Source organism: Sphingomonas aliaeris (assembly GCF_016743815.1).
Lineage (GTDB): Bacteria > Pseudomonadota > Alphaproteobacteria > Sphingomonadales > Sphingomonadaceae > Sphingomonas > Sphingomonas aliaeris.
Map to the genome: position 1 here is coordinate 1,474,807 of NZ_CP061035.1, position 22,374 is coordinate 1,497,180.

A 22,374-nucleotide genomic window follows, 5' to 3' on the forward strand; every position below is an offset into this window, starting at 1 on the left:
TGGCGGCGCACACGCCTAGAGGAAAGGGAGGTTGACCCTTTGGCCGAGATCGATACCTCTTCGATCACGTCTCAGCCCGCAGCCAAAGCAGGCGGAACATAGGCGTGCGCCGTACCGCGACGGTTTCGTTTGGCGGTGTACAAGGCAATATCAGCGGCGTGCATCAGGTCGCGTACCGTTTCCGCTCCCGGACCGGGGCGGGCCGACCCGATCGTTCCGGACACCGGAAGCAGCACGTCGCGTGACTGGACCGGCGTCTTCAGCAGTTCAAGCAACGTACCGATAACGGCGGGAGCGTCAGCGACCAGTTCCGGATCGGTCAGCAGCAGAGCGAATTCGTCGCCGCCCAGCCGTGCGGCGAAGCTGCCTTTCAGATAAGGCGCGCGTAGCCGCTGGCCGACTGCGCGAAGAACGTCGTCGCCGGCGACGTGTCCGAACGTGTCGTTCGTGGTCTTGAAATCGTCCAGGTCGATCAACGCCAACACGACGGGTTTGCCCCTGCGCGCGGCCTGCAATTCTGCCTCAAGCACGCGGTTGAACTCGGCGCGGTTGGCAATTTGGGTCACCTCGTCGGTACTAGCGGATTCGCGCAGCTTGCGTTCCACGCGGTGCCGATCTGTGACGTCCTGGAAGACGCCGACCACCGCCACGGCGCTACCGTTATCGATTTCCAGTTCGCCACGGCTGCGGACGCGGCGGCGCTTGCCCTTCGCGGTGATGAAATCGACTTCGATCTCATAGGGTGTCCCGGTCTCGATCGTCCCGGTCAGCGCTTCCGTTATCGCCGCCCGGTCGCGTGGCGGATAGAAGTCCAGTGCCCCATGCAGGTTGGGCTGTTCCCCCGGGCCCAGTTCGTGGATGCGGTAAACCCCGTCCGACCAGGTGACGGACTCGGTCTGCAAGTCGAGCCGCCACGATCCGATCATTGTCATCCGCTCGACCTGCCGGAAGACGGTTTCCTGCCGGCGCAGCTGCCGCGCCTGCGCCTGTACGGCTTCGGCGATCGCAATCGCCTCGAGCGCCGCCGCACGCGAGGAAATCAATGTTTCGATGATGATGGCGACATGCGCCAGCGCATCGACCTGCTCCTGCGTCATCGTGCGCGGCTTGGCATCGATCAGGCACAAGGTACCGATCGCGTGCCGGCCATGATCGTCCGTAACGTGGATCGGCGCACCGGCATAAAAACGTATCTTGGGGCCGCCCGTGACCAGCGGGTTCGCCGCGAACCGGGTGTCGAGCGTCGCATCTTCGATGACCATCGGTTCGCTGCCCCGGATCGTATGATCGCAGAACGCCACCTCGCGGTCGGTTTCGGTGATGTCGGTCCCGACCTTCGCCTTCACCCATTGGCGGTCCCGATCGATCAGGTTCAGCATCGAAACCGGGCAATCAAAACGCTGCGCGGTCAGGGCGACCAGCGCATCGAAGGCACCTTCGGGTTCCGAGTCGAGCAGCGTAATCGCCTGCAAGGCGGCAAGGCGGCGATCCTCGTCGGTGGGATGAAGCGGGGGCATTTCAGTCAGCGGGGTCATGCCAGGGTGATAAGCGAACCGCATTAACAACTCGTCTTTATCTGTATCAAGCTAGAACGGCTTAACGCAGGATTTTGAAAAAATTCCGATTGGCCGAACGGCGTTGCTTCGGCTGGGCGTAGGTCCTCGCTTCCATCGGTCCGGCTCGTTAGGAGGAATGGGCGATGCAGACACTTATCCTCGCCTGGGCAGATCACCTTGCGCAAAATCGCCGGCGTTCGGCGCATACCGTGCGCGCTTATGTGGCGACGGCGCACCGTCTCGCCGCGTTCCTCGGCGAACATTGGGGCGAGGCGGTCGTAGCGGATCGGCTCGGCCGTATCGATGCGAGCGACTTGCGTGCCTATCTGGCGTTTCGGCGCGCAGGGGGGCTGGGCAATTCATCCGCGGCGCGCGAACTTTCGGCGGTGCGCAATTTTCTCGGATTCGCAGCAGGCGAGGGCGCGACGCCGCGGCTGAAGGGGCCGCGCGTCAAGAAGGGCGTACCGCGGCCGATCTCGCCGGACGAAGCCGTCGCGCTGACGGAGGATATCGCCGATGTCGCAGCCGAACCCTGGATCGCCGCACGCGATTGGGCGGTGTTGATGCTGCTGTACGGCGCGGGCCTTCGTATTGGCGAGGCGTTGGCGTTAACCGGATCAATCCTGCCGCTTGGGCAAACACTCAGCGTCACCGGCAAGCGTGCGAAGACCCGCATTGTCCCGTTATTGCCGCAGGTTCGCAACGGGATCGAAGCGTATGTGCGACTATGCCCCTGGCCGATCACGCGTACCGATCCGCTGTTTCGGGGGGCGAAGGGCGGCGTGCTGGATGCCGCGATCATACGGCGGTCTGTTCGGGCGGCGCGCGGGCGGCTGGGGCTCGCGGAGCGCACGACGCCGCACGCCTTGCGCCACAGCTTTGCGACTCACCTGCTCGGACGCGGTGCCGATCTGCGGTCGCTTCAGGAATTGCTCGGTCATGCCTCGCTCAGCTCGACGCAGATCTACACCGCGGTGGACGCTGCGCTCCTGATGGACGTCTATCGCAACGCGCATCCGCGAGCCTGACCCCCGCCAAGGATCGGTTGACGCCGTAACGATTTGCGGGTGAAAGGTGAGATCGTGACCTCTTCTCTCCCGCTCGATCCCGATCTGCTTGCCGACATCGCCCGCGTGCAACGTATCGATACGATAAAAGCCCTTCTCTCCGACGTCTGCCGCCTGACCGGCATGGGCTTCGCGGCCGTCGCGCGCGTGACCGAGGACCGGTGGATCGCATGCCAGGTGCAGGACGATATCGGGTTCGGCCTGGATGCCGGCGACGAACTGGAAGTTCGGACGACCATCTGCGACGAGATACGGTCCGACCACAAAGGGGTGCTGATCGACAATGTCGGGCAGGAACCGGCGTGGAACACACACCCGACGCCGATCATGTACGGCTTCAAAAGCTATATCTCGGTGCCGATCATTCGGGAGGACGGCAGCTTTTTCGGCACCTTATGCGCGATCGACCCGGCGCCGCGCGAAACGAGCCTCAGCAAGGTACGCGATGCGATCGACGGTTTCGCCCGCACGATAGCGCGCGAACTCGATTCATTTACCTCTGGTCGCGTGGTTTCCACGTAAGCACGCGCCAGCCGTACAGGCCCAGCATCAGCACGATAACCGCGATCGAGGCGGGACCGACATAACGGTCGAGCTGCTGGAAATTGCTGCCGAGATAATAGCCCGCGCCGACCAGCACGCAGTTCCAGATCGTACTGCCGCCCGCCGTCCAGACAGCGAATTTCCACCGGGGCATATGCGCCATGCCGGCCGGTAGCGAGATGATCGTCCGGAATGCCGGCATGAAGCGGAACACGAAGATCACCCATTGCCCGCGGCGCCGGAAGAAGTCGTGGATATGCTCGACATCCGCCCACTCGACAGCGGCCCAGCGGCCGTATCGATCGACCAGCGGCTTGAACCTCTTATATCCGACGCGTCGGCCAAGTTCATACCAAAAGAAGTTGCCTCCGACGGTCCCGATCGTCCCCGCGGCGATCAACGGAAAGATCTCCATCTGTCCGCGCGCAACGGCTATTCCGCCAAGCCCCATGATCACTTCGGACGGTATGGGCGGAAGAATATTCTCGACCGCCATCAATAGGAAAATACCGAAGTAGCCGCCCCATGCGATGAAGTTGACGATGATGTCGGTCATGGGTCCGTTCGATCGTGGGGCGTGCAGGCCGCGGGCTGGAAGCGGAAGAAGGCTCGCGATGACAACGACTACGCGCGAGACGCGTATCGCATCAAACACCGTCCCTTCGGACTCGTTCCGGGGGTCACCCGAAGGAGGTCCCGCGACTTCGGCGCCTGGCCCCACCGCAGTCCGAAGACCGGTCCCTTACCGATCGACCTTCCCCTCGATCGCCTCCCAGATCATCGCCGCGGTATCAACGCCGTCGAACCGGTCGATCGCCACCAGTCCGGTGGGCGAGGTGACGTTGATTTCCGTCAGCCATTTGCCACCGATCACGTCGATCCCGACGAACAGTAGCCCGCGCTTCTTCAGTTCCGGGCCAAGCACGGCGCAGATGTTGCGTTCGTCTTCCGTCAGTTCGGTCTTAACCGCCGAACCACCGACCGCGAGGTTGGACCGGATTTCGCCTTCGCCGGGCAGCCGATTGATCGCGCCCACCACTGCGCCATCGACCAGCACGATGCGCTTGTCGCCCATCGCGACATCGGGAAGGAAAGCCTGGATCATGTGCGGCTCACGCCACGTCATGTTGAACACCTCGATCAGTGCGGACAGGTTCGCGCCGTCCGCCCCGATTTTGAAGATCGCCTTGCCGCCATTGCCGTGCAGCGGCTTGATCACGATCTCGCCGTGCTTCGCCAGGAACGCACGAGCCTCTTCGAGACTGCGGGTCACCAGGGTCGGCGGCATGAATTGCGGATAGTCGAGGACGAAGACCTTCTCCGGCGCGTTCCGGACGCTGGCGGGATCGTTGACGACTAATGTCTTGTGCGCGATCCGTTCGAGCAGATGCGTCGCGGTGATATAGCCGAGATCAAAGGGCGGGTCCTGCCGCATCAGCACGACATCCGCCTCGTCGCCGAGATCGAGACTGACAGCTTCGCCGAACGAGAAATGATCGCCCACGACGCGCTGAACGGTAACCGGATACGCCTTCGCCCATACCCGGCCATCGGCGTAGTTCAGGTCTTCCGCGGCGTAATGGTACAGCCGGTGCCCGCGCGCCTGTGCGGACAGCATCAGCGCGAACGTGGAATCGCCTGCGATGTTGATCGACTCGATTGGATCCATCTGGACGGCGACGGTCAGCGGCATGGAAATGTCCTCGGTTGTTGAGGCGGAGGTAGGGACGGGCAGGGGGATTGTCACGTCGCTTGGGCCGTTTGCCCTATCCGATCCAGGCATTCTCTATGTGTCGCGGGCGGACGCCCGGCGCGATCAGGATCACGTCGACGCGGATGTCGTCGCCGGGTCCGGCATAGACCGGCATCAATATCTCTGCCGCCGCGGCCACGCGCGCGAGACGTCGTTCGTCGATCGCAAAATCCAGTTCGGCGGCGGTCTTGCGCGTTTTTACCTCGACGAATGCGACCAGATTCCCCTTGCGGGCGATCAGGTCGACCTCGCCCGCAGGAGTACGCACGCGGCGATCGAGGATGCGCCAGCCTTTCAGTCGCAGCCACCATCCGGCGAGCCGCTCACCCCGGCGTCCGGTGGCTTCGGCAACGCGGCGTTGTGCGGTACTCCGGGTGGGGCTTGGCATGCCAGCCTGATTGCTGATGTGGCGGTCGATCCGCAAGCGTAATGATCGTTCAGTCGGTTGCTACCACGCCGTATTCTGCTCCCCTCCCTGTAAGGGAGGGGTCGGGAAGTGGGTGGAGACCGGGCCATACTGGTGCCGAACACCCTGAGCTTACCGTATCGCCCGGACGCGACCCACCCCCAGCCCCTCCCTTGCAGGGAGGGGAGTTTTGTTTTCAGCTTTGCCCGCTCCCCTTCAACTCCAGCGCGCGGGCGTACAGCGCCTTGCGATCCACCCCGAGTTTCTTCGCCACTTCGCTTGCCGCCTGACCGGTCGACAATCGTGTCAGAGCCTCGGCCAGCGCGGTATCGGCATCGTCCGCGCTCGCCGCTTCCGGCTCACCGGGCGGGGCAATGACGATGACGATCTCTCCCCTGGGCGGCGCGTCGGCGTAGCGCGCCGCCAGATCGGATAGCGAACCCGTTACCGCTTCCTCGAACCGCTTGGTGATCTCGCGGGTCACGGCGGCATCGCGATCGCCGAGTTCCGCGGCCAGCGTGGCGAGCGTGGCACCCAGACGGGGTCCGGATTCGTACAAAACCAACGTCGCCCGCACGCCTGCGACTTCGCGAATGGCCGTTGCCTTCGCCGCCGCCTTCGGGGGCAGGAAACCGAGATACAGGAAGCGGTCGGTCGGCAGCCCCGCCAATGTCAGCGCCGCGATCGCTGCACAGGGCCCAGGGATCGTCACCACCAGATGCCCGGCCGCGCGTGCATCGCGGACCAGCTTATAGCCCGGATCGGAGATCAAGGGGGTTCCGGCATCCGATACCAAAGCCACCGCCTCGCGGCTCATGCGCGCGATCAGGCCGGGGCGCACGCTTTCGGCATTGTGATCGTGATACGGAGTCATCGGCCGCTTGATACCGATGTGATTCAATAGCTTGGCGGTCACCCGGCTATCCTCTACCGCGATCACGGCAGCACCGGAGAGCACCTCGGCGGCGCGCGGCGAGAGATCGCCGAGATTGCCGATCGGGGTGGCGACGATATACAGGCCGGGTGCAAGACCGGGCACGAGTTCGGCGTTAATCATGGGAAGTGTCATGGCAGAGGGCTTATCGATACCGCAACGGGGCATGATCGGCCGCGTGAGTTTCATTCGGCTGATGCCGGTCGCGGCGGCTCTGGTTCTGGGCGCTTGCCAGACCGTGGTTCCGCGCGGACCCGCGCCGTCCGTCGGTCCGCAACCGACGCGTCCGCAGCAGAGCGGACCCGCGCGGATCGATCCCGGTATCCCGACGGACACCGCGCGCCACCGCATCGCCTTGCTGGTTCCGTTGACCGGATCGAACGCGGGCGTGGGACAGAGCATTTCGAACGCGACGCAGCTTGCCTTGCTCGACACCAATAACGAACGTCTCCGTATCACGACCTACGATACGGCGGCGCTCGGTGCTGCCAATGCGGCGCAGCGGGCCATCGACGATGGCAATCGCCTGATCCTGGGGCCGTTGCTGGCGGAGGACGTCAAGGCGGTGTCTCCCGTCGCACGGCGATCCGGCGTGCCGGTGGTCAGCTTCTCCAACGATGCGAGCGCGGCGGGGAATGGCGCCTATCTGATGGGCTATGTCCCGGGCCAGTCGATCACGCGGGTCGTCGATTATGCGCGGGGGCAGGGCATGTCGAGTTTCGCGGGCCTCGTCCCGAACGGTCTGTACGGCGAACGCGCATCCACGTCCTTCCTTCGCGCGGTCGAGGGTGCGGGCGGACAGGTGGTCGCGCTACAGACCTACGATCGCGCGCCGGGATCGATCAGCGCCGCGATCACACGCATGGGGCAGACCTCGCCCTATCAGGCCGTACTCATCGCGGATGGCGCGAACAACGCAGCGGCGGCCGTTCCGCTGTTGCGCAGGAATGGTGGGGGTTCCGCGCGCGTGCTTGGCACCGAATTGTGGAATTCGGATGCGTCGATCAATGGCAAGCCGGCGATGAACGGCGCGTGGTTCGCCAGCGTGCCCGACAATCTCTATCGCCAATATGCCGCCAAATATCGCGCGCGCTTCGGCAGCGCACCATTCCGCCTGTCGAGCCTCGGCTATGACGCGGTGTTGCTGACCGTTCGCATCGCTCGCGATTGGACCGTCGGCACGGCCTTCCCGGAAGACCGGCTGAAGGATCGTGGCGGGTTCGGCGGGATCGACGGCGCATTCCGCTTCGGTCGGGACAATATCGCCGAGCGGGCGCTGGAAGTTCAGGAAATCCGCGGCGGAGCGACTGTGGTCGTTTCGCCCGCCCCGACCGGCTTCGCGAAATAGGCCGCGTGGCCGGGGTCACTCGGTCGGCGGCGTCCGCACCACGATCGGCAGGATCGCATCGAGCAGGATCATACCCGCTTCGGTGACCGCCAGCCGATCGCCGTCGCGCACCGCCAGCCCCTGATCGGCAAGCTTCGCCAGCGCCGGCAGATCGACCAGATCCGGAATGCGCGTCCGACCGATCCGCGCGATCCTCGCAAGATCAACGCCTTCACGCAGCCGCAGACCCATCAGCAACGCCTCGGTCGCGCGGGTATGCGGCGCGAGCGGTTCCTCTACTTGCATGCCGTGCTGGTTGCGCGCGATCGCGGCCATCCAGTTTTCCGGCTTCTTGCGACGCACCGTCGCCAGACCGCCGCGTCGCCCATGTGCGCCAGGTCCGATGCCGAGATAGTCCTGATACCGCCAATAGACGAGGTTGTGGCGGCTTTCGGAACCGATCCGCGCATGGTTCGAGATTTCATAAGCAGGCAACCCCGCCGCCGCGGTCGCGGCTCTTGTCGCCTCGAAAAGGTCGGCTGCGCTGTCGCCGTCCGGGATGACGATACGGCCCGCCGCCGCCTCGGTCGCGAAGCGGGTGCCCGGCTCTATCGTCAGTTGATACAGCGACAGATGTTCGGTCCCGAACGACAAAGCCCGCGCCAGTTCCGCATCCCAGGCCGCCAGCGTCTGGCCGGGTCGCGCATAGATCAGGTCGAAACTGACTCGCGCAAACGCCGCCTGTGCAGTGTCCAGCGCCGCCAGTCCCTCGTCCACGCCGTGCGCCCGTCCCAGGAACCGCAGCGCGTCATCGTCCAGCGCCTGTAGCCCCAGCGACACGCGGTTTACGCCCGCGCGGGCGATATCGGCGAAGCGTGCGGCCTCGACCGAAGACGGATTGGCCTCCAGCGTGATTTCGATATCGTCGGTGAATCCCCACGCATCCCCCGCCGCACGAATGATGGCCGCAGTCGTCTCGGGCGGCATCAGGGACGGTGTGCCGCCGCCGAAGAAGATCGATCCCAACCGGCGCCCCGGCGTCAATCGAGCCTCATGCGCCAGATCCGTCAGCAGCGCCGCCCGCCACGCCGCCTGATCGACGGAGTCGCGGACATGACTGTTGAAGTCGCAATACGGGCATTTCGAAACACAGAATGGCCAGTGCACGTAGAGCGCGAGCGGCGGTGCTGGCTCGCTAGCAGGTGCTGCTGGGGAGGCGTCGTTAGTTTGCGCTTGAGCAGTGATCATCGGGGCGCGCTATGCGCGCATGGGGGCGTCGATGGAAGACGGCGCGTCTGATAGAGTGCGTAGCGGCCGGACGCTATGTTCAGCGCCCGATCCCCCGTTCGGAAGATGGCCGGGGGTGGTAGAAGCTGCCTATCGTCGCACCCGGGCGTCCCCCAGCAAACTGGAGGACGCCGGATTGCCTCACGACTTGGCGGTAGCCGAAGGCGCAGGCTTCGGTACGGGCGGGGTGAACTCGCCCGGCTTGCAGTCGCCATCGCGCTTCGCGGTCACATTCATCACCAGCTTGCCGCCGTCGTTTCCTGCGCCGGTCGATTCCACCGTCATCTTGATGTTCTGCTCGGTGGCGGTCGTGTTGCCATCGGCGGTCAGCTTGACCGTCTTGCCCGGCTGGGTGCAATTCGCGGTGAAGGCGATCTTGCCGCCGGAAAAGTCCTTGTTGGCGACTTTGCAATTATCCTGCGCGCCGCCCATCGCGGTCAGGTTCTTTTCCGGATCTTCCTGCGCCGCCAGCTCGGGCGTGATGCACACCGATGCGCCGGCCATCATGTTCATCATCTGTTGCATCTGCGCCTTCTGCTCCGGCTTGATCCCCGGTCCGGCGAATTCCAGAATCTCGATCTTCTGGCTCCAGCTGCCGGCCTGACGCTTTACCGGGCCGGTGTCTCCGGTGCCGCAGGCGGTGACGAGCAGGGCGGTGCCCGCCAGGGCGATGAACGTGCGCATAAGATTGATCCCCAGTTGAATGGGCGACCCTTCGATCCTCGCGCGAAAATTGGCAACCCGCAAAGCGCTGGAACCGTCGTTCCGTCAGTCGACGAAGGCGCGCTCGATCACGTACTGCCCCGGATTGGAGTTCGATCCTTCGATGAACCCCTGCGACTCCAGCATGGCGCCGAGATCGCGGATCATCGCCATGCTGCCGCACATCATGATCCGGTCGGTCTCCGGGTTAAGCGCAGCCTCGCCCGTGACGGGCGGCAGGAACAACCGGCCATCCTCGATCAGCGCGCCGATCCGGCCCGTCGTGCGGAAGTCCTCGCGCGTGACGGTGGGGATGTAGTGGAATTGCTCCTGCGCCTGATCGGCCACCAACGGATCGTCCGCAAGCTGCCCGGCAAGCTCGTCATGATAGGCCAAGTCGCTCACGCGGCGCACGCAATGCACCAGCACGACCTCTTCGAACATGTCGTACACCGCCGGATCGCGCGCCAGGCTGAGAAACGGCGCCAGTCCTGTGCCTGTCGAGAAGAAGAACAACCGCTTGCCCGGCAGCAACGCGTCGCACACCAAAGTACCAACGGGCTTCTTGCCCAGATACACCTGATCGCCAGTGACGATCGTCTGCAGCCGCTCGGTCAGCGGGCCGTCGGGCACCTTGATCGACAGGAATTCCAGTTCCTCGGCATAATCCGGGCTGGCGATCGAATAGGCGCGCATGATCGGCTTGCCACCTTCCGTCGGCAGGCCGAGCATCACGAACTCGCCCGAACGGAAACGGAAGCTCGGCGGCCGCGTGATCGCGAAGCTGAACAGATGCTCGTTCCAGTGTTTTACCCACAGCACGTTGGCGGTGGAGAATGCACTAAGATCCGGAATCAGGACCGGCGGGCGGGCGTGGATATTCATGGGGGTGTCCCTGCACGATGTGACGCGGTCGATGCAAGACGTGGCCGCGCAAGATTTGCTGCATGTGCGAGATAGTTGGCCATCGTTCCGACTGTTACGGCATACCCGCACCTGACGCGTTATTGCGATGTATTCTCAACTGGGGCGTGTGCCCCCGGGGTCAAGGCGTTCCTGCGAAGGCACGGATTCATAACCCTAAAATCCCCAGCGTTCCGGCGTTGCTTCATCCCGGCCCCAGCCCCATATTCGGGCGATGGTCATTCAGATACGTACCACGCTCGACGAACCGGAAACCGGTCAGACTTTCGTACCCCATCGCCCCAACCGCCCGAGCAAGTCGGAAGGCGGCCGTCCGTTCAAGATCGTCAGCGACTACACCCCGGCGGGCGATCAGCCGACCGCGATCGCGGAACTCGTCGCGCAGACCGAAGCGGGCGAACGCGATCAGGTGCTGCTCGGCGTCACCGGATCGGGCAAGACGTTCACGATGGCGAAAGTGATCGAGGCGGTCCAGCGCCCGGCACTGATCCTCGCGCCGAACAAGATCCTCGCCGCGCAGCTTTATGGCGAGATGAAGTCGTTCTTCCCCGACAATGCCGTCGAATATTTCGTATCCTATTACGATTATTACCAGCCCGAGGCGTACGTCGCGCGGTCCGACACCTATATCGAGAAGGAATCCTCGACCAACGAATCGATCGACCGGATGCGCCACTCCGCGACCCGGTCCCTGCTGGAACGCGACGACGTGATCATCGTCGCATCCGTATCCTGCCTCTACGGTATCGGATCGGTCGAAACCTATTCCGCGATGATCTTCGACCTCAAAAAGGTCAGGTGGTCGATCAGCGGGAGATCGTCCGCAAGCTCGTTGCGCTCCAGTACAAGCGCAACGACGCGGCGTTCCAGCGCGGCAATTTCCGCGTGAAGGGCGACAATATCGAGATATTCCCGTCGCATTACGAGGATACGGCGTGGCGCGTATCGTTCTTTGGCGACGATATCGAGGAGATCGTGGAGTTCGATCCGCTGACCGGCAAGAAGGTCGCCAGCCTGGATTTCGTCCGCGTGTTCGCCAACTCGCACTACGTCACGCCCGGACCGACGCTGAAGCAGGCGATGGAAGCGATCAAGTTCGAGCTCGCCGAACGCCTCAAGGAACTGGTGCCGGAGGGCAAGCTGCTGGAGGCGCAGCGGCTGGAGCAACGTACGAACTTCGACCTGGAGATGATCGCCGCGACCGGATCGTGCGCGGGGATCGAGAATTACAGCCGCTTCCTCACCGGCCGCATGCCGGGCGAGCCGCCGCCGACCCTGTTCGAATATCTCCCCGAAAATGCGTTGCTGTTCGTCGATGAAAGCCATCAGACGATCGGCCAGATCAATGGCATGTCGCGCGGGGATCATCGCCGCAAACTGACGCTGGCCGAATACGGGTTCCGCCTGCCCAGCGCGATCGACAACCGGCCGTTGCGCTTCAACGAATGGGACGCGATGCGGCCGCAGACGACCTATGTGTCGGCGACCCCCGGCACGTGGGAGATGGAGCAGACCGGCGGCGTGTTCGCCGAACAGGTCATCCGCCCGACCGGGCTGATCGATCCGCCGATCGAGATCAAGCCGGTCGAGGAACAGGTGCAGGACCTGATCGTCGAAGCGCGCAAGACGGCCGAGGCGGGGTATCGCACGCTCGTCACGACGCTGACCAAGCGGATGGCGGAGGATCTGACCGAGTTCATGCACGAGGCGGGCCTCAAGGTCCGCTACATGCATAGCGACGTGGAAACGCTGGAGCGTATCGAGCTGATCCGCGACTTGCGGCTGGGCGTGTACGACGTGCTGATTGGCATCAACCTGCTGCGCGAGGGGCTGGACATCCCGGAATGCGGGCTGGTCGCGATCCTCGATGCCGACAAGGAGGGGTTCCTGCGCAGCGAAACCTCGCTGATCCAGACGATTGGCCGTGCGGCGCGCAACGTCGACGGACGCGTGATCCTGTATGCGGACCGCATCACGGGATCGATGGAACGCGCGATGAACGAGACGGAGCGTCGTCGCGAGAAACAGCGTGCGTATAACGAGGCGCACGGCATCACTCCGACGACGATCAAGCGCAACATCGGCGACATCATCAAGGATGTGGCCAGCCGCGATCAGGTCACGGTCGAGATCGACGAGGACCGGCCGCACATGGTCGGTCACAACCTGCGCGTCTATATCGAGGACCTCGAAAAGCAGATGCGCGCCGCCGCGGCCGACCTGGAATTCGAGACCGCCGGGCGATTGCGCGACGAGATCCGCGCGCTGGAGCAGGAAGAGCTTGGCCTGCCGGTCGATCAGCAGAAGCTGCCGATCATGGGGCGGAGCAACGAGGGCAAGCCGGGCACGCGCAAGACGCGCTACGGCAAGAGCCAGAAATTCAAGAGCAACCGGCGGGTCTAGACCCGCCGGCATCCGGTCGGCAGATCAGTAAGCGGACGGGCGCGGCGCTTCGGACGCGAATGCTTCAAGCGACAGGTCTTCGCGGCCTACGCCGTAATAGCTCGCGACGCGGTCGGCATAGGCCTGGTCGAAGACCGGGGCGTTCGCGGCCCAGCTCGGGCCGCCTTCGAGCACGCGGCGGTCGATCGTGACGACATAGGCGTCGGCGGTCGCGTCGAATTGCAACAGCGCGAAGGGCAGGGGATAATAGGCTTTCCCCATGCCCAGAAAGCCGCCGATCGTCAGCACGGCATACATCGCTTGGCCGGTGCGCTTGTTGACCATGAACGCATAGACATAGCCCAGCTTGTCGCCGTCGCGGCTCCGCACCGGCATCGTGTCCGCCTTGTTGGACTGGATGAGGAGCTGGGTCGGTTCTGCGGGGCTGGACATGATCTGGGTTCCTTTGTGTCGGGATCGAAACAGCCGGCCCGCCACGAGGTTCCTAGTCTTCCTCGATTCTGCTCGTATGCTTGGTTTCCGGCAGCAGCAGGAACGCGATCGTCGCGATGCCGAGGAAGCCGGTGACGTACCAGTAGAACCCGGCCTCGATCCCCGCCTTCTTGAACCACAAGGCCGCATATTCCGCGGTCCCGCCGAACGCGGCGTTGCCGATCGCATAAGGGAAGGCGACCCCGAGAGCGCGGATATGGGCCGGGAACAGTTCCGCCTTCACCAGCGCGCTGATCGACGTGTAGCAGCCGAGCAGCATCAACGGCAGCATGATGGTGAAGAACGCGGTGATTGCGCTCGTTTCGACCGCGAGCAGGCTGAACACGGGGACGGACACGATCATTCCCCCAATACCGAACGTCAGCAGCATCGGCTTTCGCCCGAAACGGTCGGCGAGGTGGCCGAACAAGGGCTGGCTGAGCATGAACACGACCAAGGCAGCGGTCATGATTTGGGTCGCGGTCTGCACCGGAAAACCGCTGGTATTGACGAGAAATTTCTGGAGGTACGTCGTGTAGGCGTAGAAGGCGAGGCCGCCGCCCGCACTGATCGCGACGACCAGCATGAATTCGCGTGGATGCGCTTTCCACAGCGCCAGGAAACCCGACTTGGGCCGATCCTTCGCCATATTCTTGAACGATGCCGTTTCCGACAGGTTGCGCCGCATGATGTACACGACCAGCGCCAAGACCGCGCCGATGACGAATGCGATACGCCAGCCCCAGGACGCCATGTCCTGCTTGCTCAACACCGCCTGGAGCGTCAGCGTGACGGCCAAGGCGCACAATTGCCCGCCGATCAGCGTGACGTACTGGAAGCTCGACCAGAAACCGCGATTTTTCCGGGTGGCCATTTCCGAAAGATAGGTCGCGCTCGCGCCATATTCGCCGCCGACCGACAGACCCTGCAACATGCGGGCGAGCAGCAGGATGGCGGGCGCGGCGATGCCGATCGTGGCGTAGCCCGGCACCACCGCGATCATCATCGATCCCGCGAACATCAGCCCTACGGACAGAGCGAGGCCGGCCTTGCGGCCGTGCGTGTCGGCATAGCGCCCCATGACGTAGGCGCCGATCGGCCGCATCAGGAAGCCGACGGCGAAGACGGCAGCCGTGCCGAGCAATTGCGCCGTCAGGTCGCCGTTGGGGAAGAATGTCGCGGCGAACACGAGGGACAAGGACGAATAGGCATACCAGTCGTACCATTCGACCAGGTTGCCGGCGGATCCGCCGACGATCGATTTCAGCCGTTTCGTGTCCATCGCAAATCCCCCGGGGCGGCGACGACAGCCCCCTTGGCCGCGTTCGTCGCGCACCTCGGCCTGCATGTGAAGCGGAATCGTCGCTACGCGGTTGAGCGGGCCGGTCGCTTCGCGCATAGGATGAGGATGCGTTTTACCCTGGCTTCTGCTTCCACCGTCCCCTTCATGACAGTATCGCTTGCCGTCCTGGCGGGGTTAAGTGGCTGTGTATCTGCACCAAAACCCGCGCGGCCGGTGCAACCCCCGGCTCCTCCGCCAGCCGTTTCCCTGCCGCAGCCGAAGCCTTTGGCCGACGACTGGCGCGACTGGCCCTATACGCCGGGCGACTGGGTGTATCGGCAGGATGCACGTGGTTCGATCGCGCTGTTCGGTGTGCCGGGCGCCGATGCGCAGTTCACGATTCGGTGCGATCGGCAGGCCGGCGCGATCTATCTGTCCCGCGCCGGCGCCGCGAACGCCCCGCTGCAAGTGCGGACGTCGACGCTGCTACGATCGCTGGCGGCCCAACCGACGGGCGGGACGTCGTCCTATGTGGCGGCGGTGGTGACGCCTCGCGATACCGTTCTGGATGCGATCGCGTTCAGCCGCGGACGGTTCGTCGTGCAACAGGCGGGCGCGACCACTCTCGTCCTGCCGAGTTGGGCGGAAATCGGTCGCGTGGTCGAGGATTGTCGCCGGTAAATTTCGTCGAAGGGCTGCGGCGATCGAAGCCGGTCGGCGTGTCTGCGGCGACTCCGGCAGGGGCAAGAATGTCGCGGAAATGCTGCCGAAATACAAGACTTGTATCGCGCGGCCGAATGACTCACATTCGCATCGTACCCAACGCAGGGTACGCCGTTTTAACAATGCGAAAGGAGGTGATCCGATGTCTCATGGTTCAGCAAAGGGGTCGGTTCAGTTCGTTCGGGGGACGCACGCTTAAGCTCTACGGGGAAACCCATCGATAGCGGGACGGGGGTATTCTCCCCCAGCCAACGCCCCCGCCTATCGGAGCTTAGCTGTTCGCATGGTCCTCCAAGCTGGAGCTTCCGGCCGCTGACCATGTCAGGAGGTTGCCGGGGCGTCGAGAGACCCCGGCAGCCTCTTTTCATTTCTGGGCCTGGCGATGGTGTTCCCGATTCAGTCCGATGATCGCGCCGGTCACTAAGGCGCCGGTCAGTAAAGGCCCCGAGCGACGGCCAATTGCTCACGATCGCCGGTTCCCAGTCTTGCATCGTCCACGGCCGCGCGGGCGCGTTCGAATTCGGGAAGGGGGACCCACCAGCGGATGCCGTCGATCGGCTCGTGGAAACATCCTTCCCCCGCACAGGCGGTACGAGTCGCCAGGCGATCGATCAGATTGGCCAGCATCAGGAATTGTTCGCGTTCGACACGCATGGCGCCGCCCGGCTGCAGCTTCGACAGGGCCGCCTTCATCCGCGCCTGCTCGGCACGGGCGATTTCAACCAGCATCTGATCGTCGGTTTTCGCCATGTGACCGACTTACGGGAAATATCGTTAACGATGCGTAACCATGTTTTTTGTCGGTTCCGGTCGACGGGATGATCGCGACGGTCGATCATCTTCCGTAGCGCGGTTTGCCGGATATTCGTTCTTGCCGACCCCTTCTGCCTGTTTCACTCTGGCGCATCCGGCGGACGGTTCCGTTCCGCCGACGAATGCAAGGCCGACATATGCGCATCGCCCCCATCCTGTTGCTTACGACTGCCATTGGTGCCGCTCCGGCGCAGGCACAGGTGTCGGTCGAGGAACGGTCGATCACCGACCTGCAGACGATGATGGGGAAGACTTCGAGCAGCGAGGCGATCACGCGCGCCTATCTCGGCCGCATCGCTGCGATGGATCGCACGGGGCCGACGCTTCGCTCGATCATCGCGATCAATCCCGATGCGCTGGCACAGGCAAAGGCCAGCGATGCCCGGCGCCGCGCGCGCAAGTCTCTGGGGCCGCTGGACGGCGTTCCGATCCTGATCAAGGACAATATCGAAACGCTGGATCCAGTCGCGACCACTGCGGGCAGTCTCGCCCTGAAGGACAATATCACGCACCGCGATGCGCCCGTCGTCGCGGGCCTGCGCGCGGCTGGCGCGGTGATCCTTGGCAAGACCAATCTCAGCGAATGGGCCAACATCCGATCCACCGCCTCGATCAGCGGGTGGAGCGCCGTCGGTGGCTTGGTGCGCAACCCCTATGCGCTGGACCGCACGGCGTGCGGATCGTCCAGCGGATCCGGCGCAGCGATTGCCGCCAGTTTCGCCGCCGCTGCGCTGGGAACGGAGACCGATGGCTCGGTCGTTTGTCCGTCGGCCATGAACGGGCTGGTCGGGCTGAAACCGACGATCGGGCTGGTCAGCCGCACGCATGTCGTTCCGATCAGCCATAGCCAGGATACGCCGGGACCGATGGCGCGCAACGTTCGCGACGTCGCGCTGCTGTTCTCGGCGATGATAGGGGCGGATCCGGCCGACCCTTCCACCGCCGGCGCCGGGCGATATGCGCATGATTACACCAGGACTCTGTCGACCAACGCGCTTCGTGGCGTTCGTGTCGCGGTACTTCGCCCGGACATGCCGGCGGCGATGAAGCCGGTGTACGACGCGGCGCTCGCCGATCTGAAGAAAGCGGGCGCCATCCTGATCGACGTCGGGGCGCCGAAGGCCGACGGGCTCGGGGATGCCGAGTTCGACGTTCTGAAGACCGAGTTGAAGGCCGATCTCGATGCGTATCTTGCGACGACCCCGGCAAGCGTGAAGACGCGGTCGCTGGATCAGGTCATCGCCTACAATGCCGCCAATGCGGGAAGCGAGATGTCGTTTTTCGGGCAGGAGATCTTCCAGATGGCGGCCGAGACCCGAGGGCTGGCCGATGCCGAGTATCTCGGCCTGCGGGCTAAGTCGCTGCGCCTGTCCGGACCAGAGGGGATCGACGCGATGTTGAAGACCGCGAATGCAGCGAGCCTCGTCGCGCCGACCTATGGCCTGCCGTGGCTGAGCGATACCGTGTCCGGAGATCGATCGACCGGCCCCAGTGCTAGCGAGATGCCTGCGGTGGCCGGCTATCCCCATCTCACCGTGCCGATGGGGCTGGCGAAGGGATTGCCCGTCGGGCTGTCGTTCATCGCCACGGCGTTCGACGATCAGCGCGTGCTGAACGCCGGCTATGCGTACGAACAGGCGAGCAAATCGCGCGTTCCGCCGCGATATCTGCCGGTCGCCGATGCAGGGCAGGGGCTGGACGGACGTCGCTAGGCTTGATCACGTTCCAGCAATTCCGGCCGGATGCGGATTGCGTTCAGCGACATGCGGACTTCCAGCAGGAACGACGCCAGCGAAGCGATCAGCAGCATCATCGCCAGGATGAAGGACAGGGCCACGATCGTCCCGATATGCAGCTTGATCAGTTCGGATACGAACAGCAACGCGACGACGAGGCAGGTCATCACCGCGCTGGACACCGCCAGCACCAGCGAGGCGTTGATGACCGAAATGCGCTTGTTCAACAGCCGCAATTCCCACACGTGACGGTCGTGCTCCGGCCCGGTCGAGCGCGGATGGAGTTGCTCTACCGCCCGCGCCCGATCTACGACGCGGGACAAGCGACCCGCCAGCACGTTCAGCAGCGCGCCGATACCGGCCAGCATGAAAACGGGGCTGAGCGAAAGCTGAATCGTCTGCGCGATGGTGGTGACGGCGGGGATGGAGAACATAGGTGTGGTTGTGGCGGGGTGCCGACCGCATGGTCAAGCGCGAACCGGTTGGTAACCCATAGCGATTACCGCAAGTCGTTATGAATGCGCCGATCATGCCTTCCCAGTTTCAGACGCTGTCGCCGGTGGTGCGCGCCGTGACGTTAGAAGGGCTGTCGGGTCTGATCGATCACGTCGCCGAGCGCAGCGCGCCCACCCATCGCTTCCTCCGCTATCAGTGGTACGCCGCTGCGCTGTCTGCCTATGGCGGTCGCGCTCGCACGATCGTCGTGGAGGCGGGTGGCGAACCCGTGATCACGCTGCCGATGGTGCGGTTCGGGCCGGCCCTCGCCCGGTGTGCGGCCGTGCCCGGAAGCTATTGGCCGTTCCGCAGCTTTCCGGCGGACATCGATGCGGGGGCCGGCGCGTATGATGCGTTGCTCGAACGGCTGTGCGGCGACGTCAACGTTCTCCGGATCGGGCCAATCCATGACGATGATCCGTCGGCCATGAGATTGATCCAGGCCGCGCGGGCAGGGGGTGGGCCGTGCTGGATCGGTTCATCGCCGACACCTATGTGCTCGACATGGATGGCCCCGGCAAAGGCGGGCAGCCGCGCACATCGACGTTGCGCAAGAACCGGTACCACGAAAAGACGTTGGCGGAACACGGTACGCTCGACTGGCAGTTCCTGACGGGGCAGACGATCGATTCCGCCGCGTTCGATGCGATGGCGGCGGTGGAGGCGTCCAGCTGGATAGCGGCGCGAACCAATGGAGCCGACGCCAAATTTACCGCGACCGGACACGGCGCGTTCTGGCGAAGCGTCGCGACCGACCCCGTTCTTGCCGGGATGCTATGGGCCGCTGTCCTGCGCGTCGGTGGCAAGGCGGCGGCATTCTCGTTCGATATCAACGTGCCGGGCCTGAAGTACGCGATCGCCAACAGCTTCGATCCGGCCTTTGCGAAATCGTCGCCGGGCAAGCTCCTCTATCACCGGAATCTGGTCCGGGCCCGCACCGACGGTATCCATCGCGTCGACTGGGGTGCGGGGGATAGCGGCTATAAGCAGACGATCGGCGCCGAACGTGGCCAGGCGATCCGCGACTGGCTGCTCATCCGGCCGCGCGTACCGGCGATGCTTGGCCGGACGCTCCGTCGTATCTGGGAACGGAGCGGACAGACGCAGAAAGTCACGCACTGACCGTCAGTGGCGGTATCTTGTTTCTATCAGCAAGGACCGGCCAAACAAAAATGGTCTCCGCCTCTTTCGAGGCGGAGGCCAAATTTGGTTTTAAGCCATTGGTTCAGGCGTAGGTAACGCGTACCGAAGGCTTTGCGCGACGGCGCATGCCGAAGCCGACCATGCCGAAGCCTGCGAGCATCATGCCCCAGGTTGCCGGCTCCGGAACGGCTGCCGCGTTCGAAATCGTCAGCTGGTACGTGCCGAAATCGAAGTTGTTGAAGCCGGTGATGACCGCGGTGTACACCGTGCCGGCCAGCAGCGTCTGCGTGAAGCCCGACAAAGCAAGGCTGCCTTGGAGGTCGTCGTTAGCGGCGATCACATTGGTCAGCGGCAAGGCCGGGTTGAACGGCGAAGCGTAGAGAACTAGGAACGGATCGTAGGCTGTGTTCGTGCTGGTCAGCAGGAACGTGTAGCTGCCGGTGGCAATCGGCGAGAACAGGAACGTGTTGTACGCAACGCTGGTACCCGTGCCCGATATCTGCGTGGGCGGGGTATCCGCGATAGGACGGTTGTAGACGGGGCCGCCGCTGGTGTCGCCGGTGACGCTGTAGACAACTGCAGCGCTGGCCGGAATTGCGGCTGCCGAAAATGCTGCAACTGCGAGTGTGGTCGTGATCTTGGACATGAAACTCATGGCGGAGCTCTCTCTTCATTGTCTGGGACTATTCCCAAGTTGGTCACAGATACTCGCAACGAGAGTTGCACAAACCGTGCCACTCGCAGTTTTCAGACAAAATTAAATTTACGCTAATATGTATGTAAGCAGCAGCGACACATTCTTGTGCCGTCGCGATAAGTTTGTTGTGCGTTACAGTATTTCGACAATGTTTCGACGGCGGTGTCGGCTGATGATATCCCGAAACTATTAGGATTCTGCTTTAACGTACTCAAAGTACCAGACTTCGCGACCTTGTCGGCGCGCCTTGCGCTCGTATCTCGTCTCGGGCCAGTCGTCCGGCCGGTTCAAGAAGTCCTGCGGGTTGCGTGCCTGCCAGACGAAGTCTCGACGCGCGTTCATGATCATCATCGACCAGCGGCAATAGGTCGGATCGTCCGTACCGAGGCGGAACATCCCGCCGGTCTTCAGCTTGGATGCGATCAGATCCAGCGGGCCGTGATTGATCATCCGCCGCTTGGCATGCCGTGCTTTCCGCCAGGGATCCGGATGCAGAAGGTACAGCCGGTCGAGACTGGCGTCGGGAAGCCGTTCGACGACTTCGAGCGCATCGCCCATATGAATGCGGACGTTGGTCAGGTCGCCATCACGGACGTGCCCCAACGCACCGACGACGCCGTTCAGGAACGGTTCGCACCCGATGAAACCGGTATCGGGGTTCGCGCTCGCTTGTCCGGCGAGATGCTCGCCGGCGCCGAAACCGATTTCCACCTGCAACGGGCGATCGTCGCCGAACAGCGTATGCGGATCGAGCGCGCCCGTTTCAGGCACGCTGATCCGCGGCAGCAACTCCTCGACCAGTGCGGACTGGCCGAGGCGAAGCTTATGTCCCTGTCGGCGACCGTAAAGCCGCCGGATCGTCGTCGGATCGTTCAAAGCGAAGCCTTCAGGCGACTGCGGCCTTCAGCGCATCGACCAGATCGGTCTTTTCCCAGGTGAAGCCTTCACCCTCGGGATCGCGCCCGAAATGGCCATAGGCTGCGGTGCGCTTGTAGATCGGCTGGTTGAGCTTCAGGTGTTCGCGGATACCCTTCGGGGTCAGGCGAACGAGCTGCGGCAGCACTTCCTCCAGCTTCGCTTCGGCGACCGTGCCGGTGCCGTGCGTATCGACATAGACGGACAGCGGCTCGGCAATGCCGATCGCGTAGGAAAGCTGGATCGTCACACGCTTGGCGAGCCCCGCCGCGACGACGTTCTTCGCGAGATATCGCGCGACATAGGCGGCCGAGCGATCGACCTTCGTCGGATCCTTGCCCGAAAACGCGCCGCCGCCGTGCGGAGCTGCCCCGCCGTACGTGTCGACGATGATCTTGCGACCCGTGACGCCCGCATCACCGTCCGGCCCGCCGATCTCGAATGCGCCGGTCGGGTTGATGTACGTCTTGGTCTCTTCGGTCACGAAGCCGTCCGGGAGCGTCTCGGTCAGGACCTTCGTCACATAGGCGTGCAGTTCCTGATACAGTTCCGGATTGGCGTTGTCGCCTTGCAGGCAATAGCCCGGCTTGTGCTGCGTAGAGACGACCAGCGCGGTCGCGCGAACCGGCTTCTCGTCCTTATATTCCAGCGTGACCTGGCTCTTTGCGTCCGGTTCCAGGAACGGTGCCGCACCCGAATGGCGATCGGCCGCCATCCGCTCGAGGATCTTGTGGCTGTAATACAGGGTGGCCGGCATCAGGCCCGGCGTTTCGTCAGTCGCGTAGCCGAACATGATACCCTGATCGCCTGCGCCTTCATCCTTGTTGGCACCTTCGTCCACGCCCATCGCGATTTCCGCGGACTGGCCGTGCAGATTGTTTTCGAAACGGAAGCTGTTCCAGTGGAAGCCGGTTTGTTCGTAACCGATTTCCTTCACGGTGTTGCGGACGGCAGCTTCGATCTCTTCGAGCACGCCCGGTGCCCATTCGCCATTCTCGTAAATGCCCTTGCCGCGGATTTCGCCGGCCAGCACGACGAGTTGGGTGGTCGTCAGCGTTTCGCAGGCGATGCGCGCCTGCGGGTCCTTGGCCAGAAACAGATCGACGATCGTGTCGCTGATCTGGTCCGCGACCTTGTCCGGATGACCCTCGGAAACCGATTCGGAGGTAAAGAGAAACGAAGCGCGCATCTGATAAC

General features: G+C 63.6%; 22 protein-coding genes and 1 pseudogene. 7 read left to right on the forward strand and 16 right to left on the reverse strand.

Translation table 11 applies throughout. The features are described 5' to 3' along the window. Positions 1–71: 71 nt before the first annotated feature. Positions 72–1,535 (reverse strand): diguanylate cyclase domain-containing protein, encoded by a 1,464-nt coding sequence (locus tag H5J25_RS06925; RefSeq protein ID WP_202095303.1) that lies wholly within the window; start codon positions 1,533–1,535, stop codon positions 72–74. A gap of 164 nt (positions 1,536–1,699) precedes the next feature. On the opposite strand from H5J25_RS06925, the gene H5J25_RS06930 reads away from it, so the two are divergent. Both H5J25_RS06930 and H5J25_RS06935 read left to right on the forward strand, forming a co-directional pair. Continuing rightward, positions 1,700–2,584: a tyrosine recombinase XerC gene (locus tag H5J25_RS06930; protein ID WP_202095304.1), complete on the forward strand. Its 885-nt coding sequence runs from the start codon at positions 1,700–1,702 to the stop codon at positions 2,582–2,584. Positions 2,585–2,638: 54 nt separating this feature from the next. Then, the gene (locus tag H5J25_RS06935) at positions 2,639–3,145 is read left to right on the forward strand and encodes a GAF domain-containing protein (RefSeq protein ID WP_225883404.1); all 507 of its coding nucleotides are present in this window, start codon (positions 2,639–2,641) and stop codon (positions 3,143–3,145) included. Here H5J25_RS06935 and H5J25_RS06940 read toward each other — a convergent pair. From H5J25_RS06940 to rsmI, 4 genes are all read right to left on the reverse strand, one after another. Further along, positions 3,117–3,722, reverse strand: a complete 606-nt coding sequence (locus H5J25_RS06940) for a DedA family protein (RefSeq protein ID WP_202095305.1) — start codon at positions 3,720–3,722, stop codon at positions 3,117–3,119. The two genes, H5J25_RS06935 and H5J25_RS06940, sit on opposite strands and share 29 nt — an antisense overlap. Positions 3,723–3,908: 186 nt before the next feature. Further along, the gene (gene gshB / locus H5J25_RS06945; protein ID WP_202095306.1) at positions 3,909–4,859 is read right to left on the reverse strand and encodes a glutathione synthase; all 951 of its coding nucleotides are present in this window, start codon (positions 4,857–4,859) and stop codon (positions 3,909–3,911) included. Positions 4,860–4,932: 73 nt separating this feature from the next. Continuing rightward, complete coding sequence (locus H5J25_RS06950) at positions 4,933–5,307, reverse strand: YraN family protein (protein ID WP_202095307.1); 375 nt, start codon at positions 5,305–5,307, stop codon at positions 4,933–4,935. A gap of 214 nt (positions 5,308–5,521) precedes the next feature. Then, the gene (rsmI, locus tag H5J25_RS06955) at positions 5,522–6,394 is read right to left on the reverse strand and encodes a 16S rRNA (cytidine(1402)-2'-O)-methyltransferase (RefSeq protein ID WP_202095308.1); all 873 of its coding nucleotides are present in this window, start codon (positions 6,392–6,394) and stop codon (positions 5,522–5,524) included. 31 nt (positions 6,395–6,425) lie between these two features. On the opposite strand from rsmI, the gene H5J25_RS06960 reads away from it, so the two are divergent. Further along, positions 6,426–7,607 (forward strand): penicillin-binding protein activator, encoded by a 1,182-nt coding sequence (locus H5J25_RS06960; RefSeq protein WP_225883405.1) that lies wholly within the window; start codon positions 6,426–6,428, stop codon positions 7,605–7,607. 15 nt (positions 7,608–7,622) lie between these two features. Here the strand turns inward: H5J25_RS06960 and hemW are convergent, their stop codons facing one another. The 3 genes from hemW to H5J25_RS06975 form a co-directional block, all read right to left on the reverse strand. After that, positions 7,623–8,834 carry a radical SAM family heme chaperone HemW gene (gene hemW, locus H5J25_RS06965; RefSeq protein WP_202095310.1) on the reverse strand — a complete coding sequence of 404 codons (1,212 nt, stop codon included), beginning with the start codon at positions 8,832–8,834 and terminating at the stop codon, positions 7,623–7,625. 180 nt (positions 8,835–9,014) lie between these two features. Continuing rightward, positions 9,015–9,557 (reverse strand): DUF3617 domain-containing protein, encoded by a 543-nt coding sequence (locus H5J25_RS06970; protein WP_202095311.1) that lies wholly within the window; start codon positions 9,555–9,557, stop codon positions 9,015–9,017. A gap of 84 nt (positions 9,558–9,641) precedes the next feature. After that, positions 9,642–10,460: a ferredoxin--NADP reductase gene (locus H5J25_RS06975; protein WP_202095312.1), complete on the reverse strand. Its 819-nt coding sequence runs from the start codon at positions 10,458–10,460 to the stop codon at positions 9,642–9,644. 253 nt (positions 10,461–10,713) lie between these two features. Between H5J25_RS06975 and uvrB the strand changes: the two are divergent. Then, positions 10,714–12,902 (forward strand): annotated as a pseudogene (gene uvrB, locus H5J25_RS06980) (excinuclease ABC subunit UvrB). A gap of 24 nt (positions 12,903–12,926) precedes the next feature. On the opposite strand, the gene H5J25_RS06985 reads toward uvrB, so the two are convergent. Together H5J25_RS06985 and H5J25_RS06990 are read right to left on the reverse strand one after the other, a co-directional pair. Continuing rightward, a complete protein-coding gene (locus H5J25_RS06985; RefSeq protein WP_202095313.1) occupies positions 12,927–13,334 on the reverse strand; it encodes a PRC-barrel domain-containing protein in 408 nt (135 codons plus the stop codon). A 52-nt stretch (positions 13,335–13,386) separates the two neighbouring features. Continuing rightward, complete coding sequence (locus H5J25_RS06990; protein WP_202096086.1) at positions 13,387–14,655, reverse strand: MFS transporter; 1,269 nt, start codon at positions 14,653–14,655, stop codon at positions 13,387–13,389. 285 nt (positions 14,656–14,940) lie between these two features. On the opposite strand from H5J25_RS06990, the gene H5J25_RS06995 reads away from it, so the two are divergent. Further along, positions 14,941–15,336: a hypothetical protein gene (locus tag H5J25_RS06995; RefSeq protein ID WP_225883406.1), complete on the forward strand. Its 396-nt coding sequence runs from the start codon at positions 14,941–14,943 to the stop codon at positions 15,334–15,336. 474 nt (positions 15,337–15,810) lie between these two features. Here the strand turns inward: H5J25_RS06995 and H5J25_RS07000 are convergent, their stop codons facing one another. Then, complete coding sequence (locus H5J25_RS07000) at positions 15,811–16,128, reverse strand: hypothetical protein (protein ID WP_202095315.1); 318 nt, start codon at positions 16,126–16,128, stop codon at positions 15,811–15,813. Between the two features lie 200 nt (positions 16,129–16,328). On the opposite strand from H5J25_RS07000, the gene H5J25_RS07005 reads away from it, so the two are divergent. Beyond that, a complete protein-coding gene (locus H5J25_RS07005; protein WP_404829588.1) occupies positions 16,329–17,903 on the forward strand; it encodes an amidase in 1,575 nt (524 codons plus the stop codon). On the opposite strand, the gene H5J25_RS07010 is transcribed toward H5J25_RS07005, so the two are convergent. Together H5J25_RS07010 and H5J25_RS20600 are read right to left on the reverse strand one after the other, a co-directional pair. Continuing rightward, on the reverse strand, positions 17,900–18,361 hold the full coding sequence (locus H5J25_RS07010) for a DUF2721 domain-containing protein (RefSeq protein ID WP_202095317.1): 462 nt from the start codon (positions 18,359–18,361) through the stop codon (positions 17,900–17,902). The genes H5J25_RS07005 and H5J25_RS07010 overlap by 4 nt on opposite strands. A 143-nt stretch (positions 18,362–18,504) precedes the next feature. Then, a complete protein-coding gene (locus H5J25_RS20600; RefSeq protein ID WP_225883407.1) occupies positions 18,505–18,831 on the reverse strand; it encodes a hypothetical protein in 327 nt (108 codons plus the stop codon). A gap of 56 nt (positions 18,832–18,887) precedes the next feature. Here H5J25_RS20600 and H5J25_RS20605 point away from each other — a divergent pair, with 56 nt between their 5' ends. After that, entirely contained in the window at positions 18,888–19,544 is a 657-nt protein-coding gene (locus tag H5J25_RS20605; protein ID WP_225883408.1) for a GNAT family N-acetyltransferase, read from the forward strand. A gap of 103 nt (positions 19,545–19,647) precedes the next feature. Here H5J25_RS20605 and H5J25_RS07020 read toward each other — a convergent pair whose 3' ends face one another. The 3 genes from H5J25_RS07020 to metK all read right to left on the reverse strand — a co-directional run bounded on the left by H5J25_RS07020 (position 19,648) and on the right by metK (position 22,366). Next, the gene (locus H5J25_RS07020; RefSeq protein ID WP_202095318.1) at positions 19,648–20,220 is read right to left on the reverse strand and encodes a PEPxxWA-CTERM sorting domain-containing protein; all 573 of its coding nucleotides are present in this window, start codon (positions 20,218–20,220) and stop codon (positions 19,648–19,650) included. A gap of 231 nt (positions 20,221–20,451) precedes the next feature. Next, positions 20,452–21,138 carry a tRNA (guanosine(46)-N7)-methyltransferase TrmB gene (gene trmB / locus H5J25_RS07025; RefSeq protein WP_202095319.1) on the reverse strand — a complete coding sequence of 229 codons (687 nt, stop codon included), beginning with the start codon at positions 21,136–21,138 and terminating at the stop codon, positions 20,452–20,454. Positions 21,139–21,148: 10 nt separating this feature from the next. Continuing rightward, positions 21,149–22,366, reverse strand: a complete 1,218-nt coding sequence (metK, locus tag H5J25_RS07030; protein WP_202095320.1) for a methionine adenosyltransferase — start codon at positions 22,364–22,366, stop codon at positions 21,149–21,151. Positions 22,367–22,374: the final 8 nt, after the last annotated feature.